This window comes from Shewanella sp. HL-SH2 (assembly GCF_051164935.1).
GTDB classification, from domain to species: Bacteria; Pseudomonadota; Gammaproteobacteria; order Enterobacterales; family Shewanellaceae; genus Shewanella; species Shewanella glacialimarina.
This window is the reverse complement of record NZ_CP195035.1, coordinates 3,874,179-3,889,136: the sequence shown is the minus strand read 5'-3', so window position 1 is coordinate 3,889,136 and position 14,958 is coordinate 3,874,179. Positions and strand designations below refer to the sequence as shown.

Annotated in this window: 13 protein-coding genes and 7 tRNA genes; 12 read left to right on the top strand and 8 right to left on the bottom strand. The window is 41.7% G+C overall.

Features of this window, described 5'->3' with window-relative positions:
- Positions 1-49: 49 nt before the first annotated feature.
- Positions 50-550, top strand: coding sequence for a zinc ribbon-containing protein (locus tag ACRWP9_RS17005; RefSeq protein WP_434926971.1), 501 nt, complete (start codon positions 50-52; stop codon positions 548-550).
- A gap of 40 nt (positions 551-590) precedes the next feature.
- On the opposite strand, the gene ACRWP9_RS17000 is transcribed toward ACRWP9_RS17005, so the two are convergent.
- From ACRWP9_RS17000 to miaB, 7 genes are all read right to left on the bottom strand, one after another.
- The gene (locus ACRWP9_RS17000) at positions 591-881 is read right to left on the bottom strand and encodes a DUF6482 family protein (RefSeq protein ID WP_434926970.1); all 291 of its coding nucleotides are present in this window, start codon (positions 879-881) and stop codon (positions 591-593) included.
- Positions 882-1,103: 222 nt separating this feature from the next.
- Positions 1,104-1,604, bottom strand: coding sequence for a type II secretion system protein (locus ACRWP9_RS16995; RefSeq protein ID WP_434926969.1), 501 nt, complete (start codon positions 1,602-1,604; stop codon positions 1,104-1,106).
- A gap of 4 nt (positions 1,605-1,608) precedes the next feature.
- Positions 1,609-3,213, bottom strand: coding sequence for an apolipoprotein N-acyltransferase (lnt, locus tag ACRWP9_RS16990; RefSeq protein ID WP_434926968.1), 1,605 nt, complete (start codon positions 3,211-3,213; stop codon positions 1,609-1,611).
- Between the two features lie 201 nt (positions 3,214-3,414).
- Positions 3,415-4,290, bottom strand: coding sequence for a CNNM family magnesium/cobalt transport protein CorC (gene corC / locus ACRWP9_RS16985; RefSeq protein WP_434926967.1), 876 nt, complete (start codon positions 4,288-4,290; stop codon positions 3,415-3,417).
- Positions 4,291-4,351: 61 nt separating this feature from the next.
- Positions 4,352-4,816 (bottom strand): rRNA maturation RNase YbeY, encoded by a 465-nt coding sequence (gene ybeY / locus ACRWP9_RS16980; RefSeq protein ID WP_434926966.1) that lies wholly within the window; start codon positions 4,814-4,816, stop codon positions 4,352-4,354.
- Positions 4,813-5,883, bottom strand: coding sequence for a PhoH family protein (locus ACRWP9_RS16975; RefSeq protein WP_434926965.1), 1,071 nt, complete (start codon positions 5,881-5,883; stop codon positions 4,813-4,815). The genes ybeY and ACRWP9_RS16975 overlap by 4 nt, the downstream gene beginning before the upstream one ends.
- Positions 5,884-6,030: 147 nt before the next feature.
- Complete coding sequence (miaB, locus tag ACRWP9_RS16970) at positions 6,031-7,455, bottom strand: tRNA (N6-isopentenyl adenosine(37)-C2)-methylthiotransferase MiaB (RefSeq protein WP_434926964.1); 1,425 nt, start codon at positions 7,453-7,455, stop codon at positions 6,031-6,033.
- A 397-nt stretch (positions 7,456-7,852) separates the two neighbouring features.
- On the opposite strand from miaB, the gene ACRWP9_RS16965 reads away from it, so the two are divergent.
- From ACRWP9_RS16965 to ACRWP9_RS16915, 11 genes are all read left to right on the top strand, one after another.
- Complete coding sequence (locus tag ACRWP9_RS16965; RefSeq protein WP_434926963.1) at positions 7,853-9,127, top strand: FAD-dependent monooxygenase; 1,275 nt, start codon at positions 7,853-7,855, stop codon at positions 9,125-9,127.
- 133 nt (positions 9,128-9,260) lie between these two features.
- On the top strand, positions 9,261-9,848 hold the full coding sequence (pth, locus tag ACRWP9_RS16960; protein WP_434926962.1) for an aminoacyl-tRNA hydrolase: 588 nt from the start codon (positions 9,261-9,263) through the stop codon (positions 9,846-9,848).
- Between the two features lie 62 nt (positions 9,849-9,910).
- The gene (gene ychF, locus ACRWP9_RS16955; RefSeq protein ID WP_434926961.1) at positions 9,911-11,002 is read left to right on the top strand and encodes a redox-regulated ATPase YchF; all 1,092 of its coding nucleotides are present in this window, start codon (positions 9,911-9,913) and stop codon (positions 11,000-11,002) included.
- Positions 11,003-11,330: 328 nt separating this feature from the next.
- Positions 11,331-11,407, top strand: a tRNA-Met gene (locus ACRWP9_RS16950).
- Between the two features lie 44 nt (positions 11,408-11,451).
- Positions 11,452-11,536 (top strand) — tRNA-Leu (locus ACRWP9_RS16945).
- A gap of 47 nt (positions 11,537-11,583) precedes the next feature.
- Positions 11,584-11,658: transfer RNA gene (locus tag ACRWP9_RS16940), tRNA-Gln, on the top strand.
- A 52-nt stretch (positions 11,659-11,710) separates the two neighbouring features.
- Positions 11,711-11,785 (top strand) — tRNA-Gln (locus ACRWP9_RS16935).
- A 19-nt stretch (positions 11,786-11,804) separates the two neighbouring features.
- Positions 11,805-11,881, top strand: a tRNA-Met gene (locus tag ACRWP9_RS16930).
- Positions 11,882-11,972: 91 nt separating this feature from the next.
- Positions 11,973-12,057 (top strand) — tRNA-Leu (locus tag ACRWP9_RS16925).
- A 38-nt stretch (positions 12,058-12,095) separates the two neighbouring features.
- Positions 12,096-12,170 (top strand) — tRNA-Gln (locus ACRWP9_RS16920).
- A gap of 226 nt (positions 12,171-12,396) precedes the next feature.
- Positions 12,397-12,687: a YkgJ family cysteine cluster protein gene (locus ACRWP9_RS16915; RefSeq protein WP_226413751.1), complete on the top strand. Its 291-nt coding sequence runs from the start codon at positions 12,397-12,399 to the stop codon at positions 12,685-12,687.
- Positions 12,688-12,765: 78 nt separating this feature from the next.
- On the opposite strand, the gene ACRWP9_RS16910 is transcribed toward ACRWP9_RS16915, so the two are convergent.
- Entirely contained in the window at positions 12,766-14,910 is a 2,145-nt protein-coding gene (locus ACRWP9_RS16910) for a M3 family metallopeptidase (protein ID WP_434926960.1), read from the bottom strand.
- Between the last annotated feature and the right edge of the window lie 48 nt (positions 14,911-14,958).

Here is a 14,958-nt window from a genome sequence, read left to right as displayed (position 1 = left end):
TAAACTAGAAGTGATGCTTTAAAAAGGTTCGTCTTAAGGAGTATTTAATATGAGTGGAAGAAGTACAGCATTATTGGCCTTATATCAGGCATTAATTGACCAAGTGAAACAGCAGTTTGAGCAGGATAACTCATTGACTGCTAAAAGTTTGTTTAAATCTATTACTAAAGGAAAAAACTATTTACAGCTCAAATCTACAGCCGATGAACAAGAGCTGGCTTTGGTAGAAGAATTTTTAAAGCGTGATATTGCCAGCTTTTTAAAAGGGGAAAATGCCGACGATATTAGTTATAGCCCAACAGCAATTGCATTTGAAAACACCTTATGGCAATGGTTAAGTAGCATAACTGACAGAAGCCAGGTGCAATGGCACGAATTACAGCAAGATTTTAAGCATCATGGTTGCTATAAATCTGGAGAGATTATTAATCAAGGCGTATTGACCTGTGACAACTGCAACCATCAAATGACAATCGACTTTCCTGGCGTGATACCAGATTGTCCTAACTGTGACCACGATACGTTCTCTCGAGAACCCTTGTCGCCTTAAGTGTTGATTTTCTAATGACAGTCGAGTATCGACTGTCGTTTTAAAAATTAACCCTATATTGACAATTACTGGAGCTACTATTACCGATCATTTCATCATATGCGGTTTGGATTTCTATAATGACGTAACGGATCCCTTGCAGTTTAAGCAGTTCTTCTGCTTCTTTAATTGAATTAAGGCTTAGCCTTTTTCCATCTTTACTGCGTGCACTGCGAAAGTTACCACTGCTATCTTTAACACCTAACAGATAATGGTTCGAGTCAGCATAGCTGATGATGGTTGGCTGTAATGGTTGTAGTTCGATAGCATTTTTTATTTCTGAAAGTTGCATTTTTACACCCCATAATGTTTCATAATTGTTAACTATACGCAGGGGCGAGTTTTTAGGTTCATTATTGTGAATGAAAAAACACCAGAATATGGATGGGAAAATCTATAGAGTGAGTTTTTGTAATGTTAAGCTGCAATATTTTTGTAAATTTTTAATAGCAATGTTTAACCGCAATCTTCAACGGGAATATTCAATAGCCGTATTGTGTAACGTTATAGCTTTTTAGCAGCCGCTTAATTGTACAGAATATAAAGGGGGAGTATCAGCATTGGCGGCCTGGGTATAGCGGAAGTAACAGTTATCATTAATGACTTGACCATTTTTATCTATGTCATAACCTATATAGGTGTTGGCTATGCCCTGATATTGAATGCTCAAGCGACTATCAAGGCTAATCCATTTCTCAATGTCAGTATTATCCAAATAGCCCCATTTTAAGCGGGTTTCAAAAATACCGTCACCTTCTAAATCGATATCGATTAAATCAGCTCGACCGCTGACAGGCTGAACTTGTAGGCTAGGAAGTTTCGATTTGGCATACACAAGAGTGTTGGCGGTTTTCACCGCTGAGGATAAGCCCGATAGGGTACTGGCTCGGGCATCTGATCCTAAATTAATAAATTTTGGTAATGCGACAACGGCTAAAATAGCTAAAATTAAAATCACCACTACCAACTCAATTAAAGTAAAGCCCTGTTTAAGTGATGGGGGCGCTCCTGTCACGATTCTATTCAGTGACATCATTGCTGTCTTGATGTGTTAATCCTCGATATCTTAACCCCAGTGCGAATAATAAAAATAAGCAGCAAAGAGTCAGTAATGGTGTTTGTCCAATACGTTTGAACCAAGTTTCACCTTGATAAAGCGCAACGTCATTAATCAATACAGCTGTTTCAAATTGAGGCAGGATGTCGACTATTTTACCATAAGGGTCAACCACAGCAGTGACGCCATTATTGGTTGCCCTGAGTAAAGGTTTGCCCATTTCAATTGCACGCATTTGCGCAATTTCCATATGCTGCAATGGACCATTTGAGGTACCAAACCAAGCATCATTTGACACAGTAAGTATAAAGTCAGTATCGGTTTGAGTATTGGCTCTGACCTGTTCTGGAAAAACAATTTCATAACAAATTGCCGGAGCCACTTTATATCCTGCCGCAGATAAGTTTGGTTGAATAAAATCACCCCGTTGAAAAGAGCTCATTGGCAGATTGAAAAAAGGGGCTAATGGTCTTAATAATTCTGCCAAAGGGACAAACTCCCCTATAGGCAATAAATGATGTTTTCTGAATTCATTATCACCGTTAATTTGATAGTCAGCACTAGGTTGTTGCTTGCCGTGATGATTGCCTAAGACGATTAAAGAGTTATAAAAACTCTGTTCTTCTCGACTAATAATGCCGGTAATAATGGCAGTGTTGTTTAAGTTAGCTACTTGGTTAGCATTAACTAAGAAGTCTTCAACCATGGCTTCTGGTGCGGGGATTGCGGCTTCAGGCCAAATCACAATATCAACACTCGATTTTTCGTCAAAATGATTGCGAGTTAAATCCATAAATTTGAGCATGGTTGGCCATAATGCATCCGGCTCCCACTTCATGCTTTGGGCGATATTACCCTGTACTAATGCTACCTTGACTGATTTTCCACTTGGGGTAATTGGGTTAATATGTGGCGTGATGATTGCGGCAATAATGACAACAGATAAGACTGTTAGAACAGGTAATACACGTTTTTGTGTTGCTAGCATGACAGCGCCAGCGATTATCGCCAGCACAAAGCTGATTCCAAGTGCCCCAATAATACTGGCTAATTCACTTAATGGCCCATTGGTTTGACTATAGCCAATCCATAGCCATGGAAAACCGGTTAATACCCAGCCGCGAAGCCACTCTGTGAGTATCCATAACGCTGGAAACAAGCCTAAATATTTAAATACCAGCACACCATAATGGCTAGATGCCGACTGTGGGCGAATAATTTTATTGAGTAAGTAACCCGCTAATGCTGGATAAAGCCCAAGATAGAGCGACAAAATAGCCATTAATGCTAATGAAACTATTAAGGGCAGACCACCAAACGTGGCCATGCTGACGTGCACCCAGCTGATCCCGACGGCAAAGGTACCAAAACCGAAGCTAAGCCAATAGCGAAAGGCATGTTTGCCGATTAACTGCTGACTTTGCCATAATGCAAAAGCCAGTGCCAACGGCATAAGTGGCCAAACATTATAGGGTGCAAAAGATAAAGAGGTACTTGCACCAGCAGTAAACGCACTGATTAAGGTGATTAAACTTAATTGGCTTTGAGGTAATAATTTTTTAAACACAACTCGCCTTATTGATCGCTTTATTTTAACAATGCAGTTTGGGGTTAAGTGGCATCATGTAGATGCGTATTATGCCATGAGCCATTAGGCTATAAAGCCATTAACTTGCTACGACAGCGGATTTTAAAATGGATAAAATAAAAAAGCAGCTTAATTAACATTAAAGCTGCTTTATTGGTGTTAGATTTTTAATTAATAAAATTAGTTATCGTCGTTAATACTGTCAGAGTCAGGCAGTTTTACCCTTAATTGGATCAAACGGCGAGTGTCAGCATTAGTCACTTTAAATTCAATATTATCAATCATAATGGTTTCGTTTCGCTCTGGTAAGTGACCAAAAGCGTGCGAAACTAATCCGCCAACGGTGTCAAACTCTTCATCGCTGAAGTGGGTACCACAGGCTGCGTTGAAATCATCAATTTCAGTTAATGCTTTAACAATGAATACCGTATTACTGATTTTTTTCACCTCAGTGTCTTCCACTGAACTGTGATCAAATTCATCTTCAATTTCGCCAACAATTTCTTCAAGAATATCTTCAATGGTCACAAGGCCTGATACGCCGCCATATTCATCGACAACGATTGCCATATGGTAGCGCTGTGAGCGGAACTCTTTGAGTAACACATCAACCCGCTTACTTTCAGGTACAACTACGGCAGGGCGGATAACTTGAGACAATGTGAAAGGTACATCTGAATTTTTGAAACCATATTTAAGCAAATCTTTGGCTAACAAGATACCTTCAATATGGTCTTTATCTTCATTTACAACAGGGAAACGAGAGTGAGCAGATGCAATAACGGTTTCAAGAAGCTCATCTACCGTAGAATCAATTTGCAGAGTAACAATTTGTGAGCGTGGGATCATAATGTCTCGCACGCGTAGGTCAGAGACCTCTAACACACCTTTAATCATTTCGCGGGTGTCTTCAGTGATTAAGTCGCGCAGCTCTGCGCCATCTATCACGTCTACTAAGTCTTCGCGATTTTGAGGTTCGCCCTGGAATAATTGGTTAAATTTATCGAACCAACTTTTCTTATAGGCGTTTGTACTCGGGGGGATATCGTCACTCATAATATTTAACTAAATAGATAATTGGGCATCGATGTTATCTTGTGCCTGAAAATCTATTTATTTATGCTTCCTTATAGGGGTCTGTAAAACCTAAATGTTCAAGGAGTTGGGTCTCTAAAGATTCCATTTCCTCAGCTTCTTCATCGATAATATGGTCATAACCTAGTAAATGCAAGCAGCCATGTATCACCATATGAGCCCAGTGGGCTTCTAGGGATTTATCTTGCTGTTGTGCTTCTTTTTCTACCACATCAACACAGATGATTAAATCACCCAATAGTGGCAGATCAATTTCAGCAGGCGCTTCAAATGGAAAAGACAATACGTTAGTTGGTTTGTCTTTGCCACGGTATGTATGATTTAAATGCTGACTTTCGCTCACTTCCACAAGACGGATGGTGAGCTCTACTGCAGGCATTGTTTGACCCACAGCGATGCGTACCCATGATTCAAACTGCGCTTGAGTAGGCAAATTGTTTGCTTCAACCGCAATTTGCAGATCTAAATCTAAATTGATCTTGCTCATTTCGTCATGCTCACACTTTCTTGGGCTGCAAGCTGCCGTTTTTGTTCCCGCTCTTGGTAAGCTTTTTCTTTAGCCGCTTTCTCAAGCTGCTCTTTTTGCTCGAATGCTTCATAGGCTTCAACTATGCTGGCAACAATCGGATGACGAACAACATCTCGAGCCATAAAAAAGTTAAAGCTGATTTCAGGCACTTCACTTAATACTTCTATTGCATGACGTAGGCCAGACTTTTGACCTCGGGGTAAATCTGATTGAGTGATATCGCCAGTGATCACCGCACGAGAATTAAAACCAATACGGGTTAAGAACATTTTCATTTGCTCTACCGTAGTATTTTGGCTTTCATCCAAAATAATAAAGGCATCATTTAATGTGCGACCACGCATGTAGGCTAAAGGTGCAACTTCAATTACGCTACGCTCAATCAGTTTTTCTACTTTCTCAAAGCCCATCATTTCAAATAATGCATCGTAAAGTGGACGCAGATAAGGGTCTACTTTTTGACTTAAGTCACCGGGTAAAAAACCCAGTTTCTCGCCCGCTTCAACCGCGGGGCGGGTGAGTAAAATACGGCGCACTTCTTGGCGCTCATAGGCATCAACTGCGGCAGCTACTGCTAAATATGTTTTACCTGTACCGGCTGGTCCTACACCAAAGCTAATATCATGGCGAGTAATGTTATGCATATACACGCTTTGATTTGGGGTACGAGGCTTGATGACACCTCGTTTAGTTTTGATACTAATACCAGAATCATTCAGGCCATCATCGGCCTCTAGTGCGACCGCTTCTTGGATAGCCAAGTGCACTCTGTCAGGCTCTAAGTCAGGGGTACTACCTTTTACGGTTTGAGTTTCAATATAAAGTTGCTTGAGAATATTATTAGCGTTAAAGGCATTGCGCGGTAGGCCTACAATAGTAAAGTGATTATTTTTATGAATAATCTCAACACCTAAACGGCGTTCTAACTGTTTAATATTATCGTCAAATGGGCCGCATAATGAAGTTAAACGGCGTGTATCTGAGGGTTCCAGATACAAGTTCATGGTAGTCACTTTAGTCGACAAATAAGGCTCCGTTAATTGCTGTGCTGATCATTTAAAAACAGTGTACGTAGGTACTGGAATTAATTCTAGCGTCCTGCATAAATAGAAACAAAAAATAAAAGGTGGACCAGCCACCTTTTATTTTATCTTTATACGCTTAAACCTGACTTAAGGTTTAAATTGGGTCACACCTATTTCGTCATCTAGCTTATGCTTAGCTAAAATTTCAGCTGGGCGTAGGTTTCTGCGTAAGTCCATTTCAGCTTCACCGCGAACAAATTTACCGCGTAAAGAGTTAGTGTAAACATCAACAATCTCGACATCGACAAAACCACCAATGCTTGAATGTGGCGCTTCAAAGTTAACCACGCGATTGTTTTCAGTACGACCACGTAATTCCATTGGGTTTTTAACCGACGGGCCTTCGACTAATACCCGTTGCACTGTGCCTAACATTTGACGGCTATAGCGCATGGCTTGCTGGGTGATACGGTCTTGTAAAATAGCTAGACGCTGTTTTTTCTCTTCATCTGATACGTTGTCTGGCAAATCTGCAGCAGGTGTACCTGGACGAGCACTATAAATAAAACTAAAGCTGTGATCGAAACTCACATCTTCAATTAACTTCATCGTGTCTTCAAAGTCTTGTTCAGTTTCACCTGGGAAGCCAATAATAAAGTCTGAGCTGATATGAATATCAGGGCGGGCTTTACGTAAGCGACGAATAATAGACTTATATTCGATTGCCATGTGGCCGCGCTTCATTTGAGTTAAGATGCGATCAGATCCTGATTGCACCGGTAAATGAAGAAAGCTAACTAATTCAGGCGTATCTTGATAAACATCAATAATATCTTGGGTGAACTCAATAGGATGGCTTGTCGTAAAACGAATACGATCAATACCATCAATACTGGCGACTAAGCGCAGTAACTCAGCAAAGGTACAAATTTGGTCGTCATGGGTTGCACCACGAAACGCGTTAACGTTTTGGCCTAAAAGGTTAACTTCACGTACGCCTTGTTCCGCTAATTGCGCAATTTCTAGAATGACATCATCGACAGGACGACTGACTTCTTCGCCACGGGTGTATGGCACCACGCAGAATGAACAATACTTGCTACATCCTTCCATAATTGACACGAAAGCCGTTGGACCATCAGCGCGGGGCTCGGGTAAACGGTCAAATTTTTCAATTTCAGGAAAACTGATGTCGATAACCGCTTTCTCGCCACGTTGAATTTGATCAATCATGTCTGGAAGGCGATGTAAGGTTTGTGGGCCAAAAATAATATCCACGCATTGAGCGCGATCTTTAATGGCTTTACCTTCTTGTGAAGCCACGCAGCCGCCCACGCCGATAATTAAATTCGGGTTTTTATCTTTCAAGGTTTTCCATCTGCCTAATTGATGGAAAACCTTCTCCTGCGCTTTTTCGCGAATAGAACAAGTATTAAGCAGTAATATATCTGCTTCACTTGGATCTTCGGTCAAGGTATAGCCTTGATATTCGTCTAATAAATCAGCCATCTTAGATGAGTCATACTCATTCATTTGACAGCCCCAGGTTTTAATATGAAGTTTTTTACTCATCACTGCTCGCCGGTAACCTATAGTAAAAATAGCGCGATATTTTACCTGTTGTCGGGCCTTGTGGCTAGCCTTTGTGCAAGTTTCGTGAATATTACCCAAGTAGAGATAATACCCTTGTTTTAGGTAATGACTTAATCGCATCTTAATATGCTCGCCTTTTAGAGGTTGTTTACGGGTTAAGCACGCCAAAAACTGCTACATCGTTTGACTGGTGACTTGCTTCCAGGACTATTTTTTTGTTCAAGTTTTCGATTAACGCTCGTCAGTATTTCCGTGCTTTATTGATATAGGGCATAATTGAACCGATTTTGATAACTTAACCTAATACTTGTTAATCATTGAGTTTGTGTAGACTGTTATACCTACTAAGTGATGTTTATTTACCCAAGGAAGTCGCATGTCGCAGAATCAATCCACATCAGAGCCTATTAGTACAGCTGAGCATTCAGGCAATCAATCACACACTCGCCATTTTGATGTTGTTATTAATGGCGGCGGCATGGTGGGAGCTGCTGTTGCTGTTGGGCTTGGGCAGCTTGGATTATCGGTTGCTGTGATTGAGGCTCGGGCTCCACAAGCCTTTGATGTCAGCCAGCCTTTAGATGTGCGAGTATCGGCTATAAGTGTTGCATCAGCGCAGTTGCTGTCGCGCCTAGGGGTTATGGAGAATTTACTGGCTTTACGCCATGTACCTTATACTGGGCTTGAAACATGGGAAATGGAAGGCTGTGTCACTCAGTTTAGTGCTGAGCAAGTGGCTGAGCCATTGTTAGGTTACTTCTTTGAAAATAGGTTGATTCAACTGGGTTTGTGGCAACAGATTGAAACTTTAACCAATGTTGAGCTTTTTTGCCCCGCTAAAGTGGTTAAATTTGAACGCATAAAGCCATCGGGTAAGGGGGAGTCGTTAGATGTTGCCCAAGATGCGATAACGATTGAACTTGATAATGGCAGCATATTGTCGACTCATCTTTTAGTCGGTGCTGATGGGGCTAACTCGCAAGTAAGGCAATGGGCCGGTATAGGCCTTACCGGTTGGGATTACTCGCAATCGGCTATGCTGATTAATATTGAAACTCAAACCCCGCAGCAGTTTGTGACATGGCAACAGTTTACGCCCCAAGGTCCCCGAAGCCTACTGCCTTTACCGGGCAATAATGCGTCATTAGTCTGGTATGACTCGCCAGCACGCATAAAACAATTAATGCAGCTTAATGATGCCCAGCTAGCTGAGCAGATCAGAGAAAATTTTCCGTCGCGTCTAGATCCTCACTTTACTGTAAAGGCTAAAGGTAGTTTTCCGTTAACACGTCGTCATGCCCAACGATACTATGAGCCTAATTTAGTGATACTGGGCGATGCTGCTCATACCATTAATCCCTTAGCGGGGCAGGGTGTCAATATCGGATTTAAAGACGTCGACATATTAATCACACAGGTAGCCAGTGCGATTGGTAATGGTGACGTGTGGTGGCATGACTGCGTGTTAAAACGTTATCAACAAGCCCGATATGTCGATAACCAGTTGATGATGACCGCAATGGATGCCTTTTATGCAGGATTTAGTAATGATATTTTACCCCTGAAAATCCTGCGAAATGGCATGTTGAAACTGGCTAACATCGACGGGCCTATTAAGCAAAAAGTGCTCAAATATGCACTTGGCCTATAACTGAAAAATCTTAAGCTAAAATGGCTTTCGTTAATCGGTGTTTGTTGGTAGCCAAATTGAGTGTTAAAATGCCGCGTTTTAAAGCTGCAGTGCACTATGTGCTGTGGGTAATTCAAACATTATTTAGGTTGTCATGAGCCACATTAAACTGATTGTAGGGTTAGCTAACCCTGGTGCTGAGTATGCGCAAACCCGCCACAACGCTGGTGCCTGGTATGTCGAAGAGCTTGCACGCATTTTTAATGTGCCACTGGTCCCAGAGAGTAAATATTTTGGATTATCAGCTAGAGTGACCATTAACCACCGTGATGTGCGTTTATTAATTCCAACGACTTTTATGAATCTAAGTGGTAAATCTGTTGCTGCTTTAGCGAATTTTTTTCGTATTTTGCCAGAAGAGATTTTAGTTGCCCACGATGAGCTAGACATGCCACCCGGTGTTGCTAAATTTAAATTAGGCGGCGGACACGGTGGTCATAATGGTTTAAAGGACATTATTTCAAGTCTGGCTAACGATAAAGGTTTTCATCGTTTACGGATAGGTATCGGCCATCCTGGTGATAAAAATAAAGTCAGCGGCTATGTATTGGGCAAAGCCCCTGCAACCGAACAAGAATTGATTGTTGCGGCTATTGATGAAGCCGTACGCGCGACAGATATTTTATACAAAGAAGATATGGTGAAAGCCATGAACAGACTACATTCGTTTAAAGCTGAATAGCTTGGCGATACTATTTCGAACGTCATTATCATTAAGATAATTCTACATATAAAGGTATGCATATGGGTTTTAAATGCGGCATAGTTGGTTTGCCAAACGTTGGTAAATCAACGCTGTTTAATGCGTTAACACAAGCGGGTATTGAAGCGGCAAATTTTCCGTTTTGTACTATTGAGCCAAACACGGGCGTGGTACCGGTACCAGACGCACGTCTTGACGCGTTAGCTGCTATTGTCAAACCTCAACGTATTTTGCCTACTTCTATGGAGTTCGTCGATATCGCTGGCCTGGTTGCTGGTGCATCGAAAGGTGAAGGTTTAGGTAACAAATTTTTAGCTAACATTCGTGAAACCGATGCAATTGGTCACGTAGTACGTTGTTTTGAAGACCCGAACATTGTCCACGTAGCGAACAAAATTGACCCAGCTGGTGATATTGAAGTGATTAATACTGAGTTAGCTTTAGCAGACTTAGACGCATGTGAACGTGCTATTTTTCGTCAAGCCAAACGTGCTAAAGGCGGCGACGGTGATGCAAAATTTGAAGTAGCAGTACTTGAAAAAATGCGTCCAGTGTTAAACGAAGGCCAAATGTTGCGTTCGTTGGCATTAACTAAAGAAGAGTTAGCAGCCGTTGCTTACCTTAACTTCTTAACCATTAAACCAACAATGTATATCGCTAACGTTGCTGACGATGGTTTTGAAAATAACCCGCATTTAGATGTCGTCCGTGCTATTGCAGCAACAGAGAATGCTATTGTTGTACCAGTATGTGCCGCTATTGAATCTGAATTAGCCGAAATGGAAGCTGATGACCGCGCAGAGTTTATGGCTGACCTTGGTTTAGAAGAGTCAGGTTTGGATCGCGTAATTCGTGCTGGTTACGAATTATTGAATCTACAAACCTACTTTACTGCGGGTGTAAAAGAAGTTCGTGCCTGGACAGTGCCAGTTGGGGCTACTGCACCACAAGCTGCTGGTGTCATTCACACCGATTTTGAACGTGGCTTTATTCGCGCGCAAGTTATGGCATATGATGACTTTATCACTTACAAAGGTGAAGCGGGCGCTAAAGATGCGGGTAAATTACGCGTAGAAGGTAAAACATACGTGGTTAAAGACGGCGATGTAATGCATTTCTTATTTAACGTGTAATATTGACTGTTTTAGGGTTAACGGTTGCATTTTTTAACATGGAGTTGGTAGGATTAATTGTCATAAAAGGATAATTATTATCAATCTAGGTAAAAATATCCGTTTACCTAAAATAGTAAGCCTGTATTAGTTTAGGTTGAAATCTGGGCGTGTGATGTAAATGACAGCATTTTAGGTCGCTAATTCGTTGGAAGATCATTCAGTTTGGTGAAGTAATAGCCGAATAAACAAGAATGATGAAATAAGCGAAAAAAAGCAGTTGACCTCGATACCTTGAATAAGCATAATACGCCCCGTTCCTCAGTAAGAGGGCGATGAAAAATGTAGTGGCAATATAGCTCAGCTGGTTAGAGCACAGCATTCATAATGCTGGGGTCGCAGGTTCAAGTCCCGCTATTGCTACCATCTTCACTTAAAGTGAGTTCAAGATGTAAAACAAGAACAGTTGTGCGGGAATGGTGAAATTGGTAGACACGCCAGATTTAGGTTCTGGTGCCGCAAGGTGTGAGAGTTCAAGTCTCTCTTCCCGTACCATTTATTAGAGAAGCTGGCTTGTGCGGGTTTTTCAAAAGTGTTTCAGTTGGGGTATCGCCAAGTGGTAAGGCACCGGGTTTTGATCTCGGCATCCCCAGGTTCGAATCCTGGTACCCCAGCCATTTTATTGTAAGCGTAATGTTTTTAGTTTGACCATAGTCTTAAACAGATTATTGGGGTATCGCCAAGTGGTAAGGCACCGGGTTTTGATCTCGGCATCCCCAGGTTCGAATCCTGGTACCCCAGCCATTTTTAGTAATAAAAATGTGGCAATGTAGCTCAGCTGGTTAGAGCACAGCATTCATAATGCTGGGGTCGCAGGTTCAAGTCCCGCCATTGCTACCATATTTTTATATGGAATGGTTAGCTAGAGCAGTAAGTTAATTTCAAAAGTTTATTCTAATATGAATTAGGGTATACTCGTAAAAAGTTTGATGCGGGAATGGTGAAATTGGTAGACACGCCAGATTTAGGTTCTGGTGCCGCAAGGTGTGAGAGTTCAAGTCTCTCTTCCCGTACCATCAAATTGTCTAAAGTAATTCATTCGTTATAAAAATATTGGGGTATCGCCAAGTGGTAAGGCACCGGGTTTTGATCTCGGCATCCCCAGGTTCGAATCCTGGTACCCCAGCCATATATAAAAACCTGTCTTTATGACAGGTTTTTGCGTTTTTGGAACATCATAATAGTAGACCATGTTTGAAGTGCATATCAGCTAAACTGGCATTGATATGAGACCCCTTACATTAGTGTTCATTACCTTCCTAGCAATTCAAATAGCATTAATATAACACTGTCTAGATAAGCTAAATTGTTATTGCTATCATGCAGTATTACTTTTCGGGACATTCAGGATATTGATGAATATTGAAATAAAAGATATCACCATTCAAGAGGTCAGTTGCTCAAACTGCCAAGCTTGTTGTTGCCGATTAGAAGTGATGATCATTTCAGACACTGGTGTGCCAAAAAAACATATCGCTTTCGATAAGTGGGGTGGCGAAACCATGTTGCGCTTAAACGATGGCTGGTGCTCAGCATTAGATAGAGAAACTATGATGTGCACGATTTATGAAAATCGTCCCTGGATTTGCCGTGAATTTGAGATGGGTTCATATGAGTGTGTCACTCAAAGGGCCGAGGTAAGTTAGTCTTCACTTATCAGCCAGTATCGAGATAAAAAAATGCCGCTAATATAATGTTAGCGGCATTGTCGTTTTTAATGGGGATTAATTTAAGCCACGGCGTTTAAGCAGTGCATCTGTAGTCGGTGCTTGTCCTCTGAAGGATTGGTAGGCTTCCATTGGTGGGACGCTATTACCTACCTCGCGAATAGTTTTACGATACTTCATGCCTATTTCACGGTTTAGACCACCTTGAGTTTGTACATAAGCAAAGGCGTCAGCGGCTAAGATTTCACTCCACATATAAGCATAGTAACTAGCAGAATAGCCTCCAGGGAATGAATGCGCAAAGAAGCTTGATTTATAACGTGGTGGTACCGCAGCAATGTCAACACCATGCTTTTTGAGTGCGGCGGCTTCAAAGGTAACAACATCTTGCAGTGGCGCATCAGCAGGTAATGAATGCCATTCTAAATCTACTAGTGCTGCGGCCATGTATTCCAATGTGTCGAATCCCTGGTTAAAGCTACGTGCGTTAAGTAATTTTTGCAGTAGGGCTTCTGGGATCACTTCGCCGGTTTGATAATGCTTTGCATAGTTTGCTAACACTTCAGGATGTGCAGCCCAGTCTTCTTCAAATGTTGATGGGAACTCAACAAAATCTCGAGATACTGAAGTGCCTGCTAAGCTTGGGTATTTCACCTTTGAGAACATTCCATGGGTGCCATGACCCATTTCATGGAACATTGTCGTTACTTCATCGTAGCTTACAAATGTTGGCTCACCGTCAGGGGCTTTTCTAATGTTCATCACATTAACGACCACAGGCTTGGTATCAAGCAAAGTCGATTGGCCGACGAATGAGCTCATCCATGCTCCACCACTTTTACCTTCTCGGGTAAAATAGTCTGCATAAAAGATGGCGATTGAGCTACCATCGACATCAAACATTTCATAAGCTTTGACATCTTCATGATATACAGGCAAGTCTGGACGTGGCTTCAAGGTCACACCATAAAGTTTTTCAAGGGTGAAAAACACCCCATCTTGTAACACACGTTCAAATTCAAAATACGGTTTAATTGATGCTGAATCTAAATCAAATTTTTCCTGGCGCACCTTTTCTGCGTAAAACTCCCAATCCCATGGTGCCAGGATAAAGTCACCACCGGTTTTGTTGATCATAGCTTGAATATCGGCAGCTTCTTTTTCAGTATTAGCGATAACGGCAGGTACCATAGAGCCAAACATGCTGTATACCGCTTCAGGTGTTTCTGCCATTTGAGACGATAATTGATAATCTGCCCAACTTTTAAAACCTAATAACGCTGCTCGCTCGGCACGAAGTTGTGCTAAACGTGAAACTAACGATGCGGTTTCATTTTCGCCGCTTAGCCCACGATTAGCTGATGCTAACCAGATACGCTCACGTAGTTCACGGTTTTCAAGTTTGGCTAGAACAGGCTGGCGCGTAGTGTTAGTGATGTTGACTAAGTATTTGCCCGTATGACCTTGTGCCTCTGCGTCCATTTGAGCTGCTCGAATACTGCTGTCCGATAACCCAGCTAACTCATCAACAGAATCAACTATTACCGCACTTTGTTTGGTTAGTGTCAGTAAGCGTTGGCTAAACTCATTCGTTAAGTTTGATTGCTCTTCGTTTAATAAACGGATTTTTGCTTTTTGTTGGTCGGTTAACTTGGCGCCAGCAAGCACAAAACGCTGATGATACACCTCAATTAAGCGCACCTCTTCGGCGGTTAAGTTGAGTGCATTACGTTGCAGGTAAAGGCTATCAATGCGTGAAAAAAGAGCACTATTCAGGTGAATGTTATCTGAGTGCGCAGCCATAACAGGCGCCATTTCGGCTTTAATTTCAAGTAAGGTTGGATTGCTATTGGAGCCGGTTAGATTGTAGAAAATTTGCGAAGTGCGAGTCAGTAATTCGCCACTGGTTTCTAATGCGACAATAGTATTGCTAAAGCTTGGTGCTTCACTATTGTTCGCGATATTAAGAACCTGCTGATAATGTTCTTTAATGCCTTGCTCTAAGGCAGGCTGAAAATGTGCATCTTTGATAATGCTAAAGTCGGGTGCTTGATATTGTAGAGCACTTGGGGTTAACAATGGGTTTTGCATTTGTACATTTTTAGCGGAAGATGCTTGAGTTGTTGATGAATCATGAGTGATTGAACAAGCTGTTGCCATCAAAGATGCTGCTATTGATACTGCCAGTAATGCCTTGCGCATATAAGTAAACCTTCAATAAATGATACCTATTATTTTTGTGCTGACAAG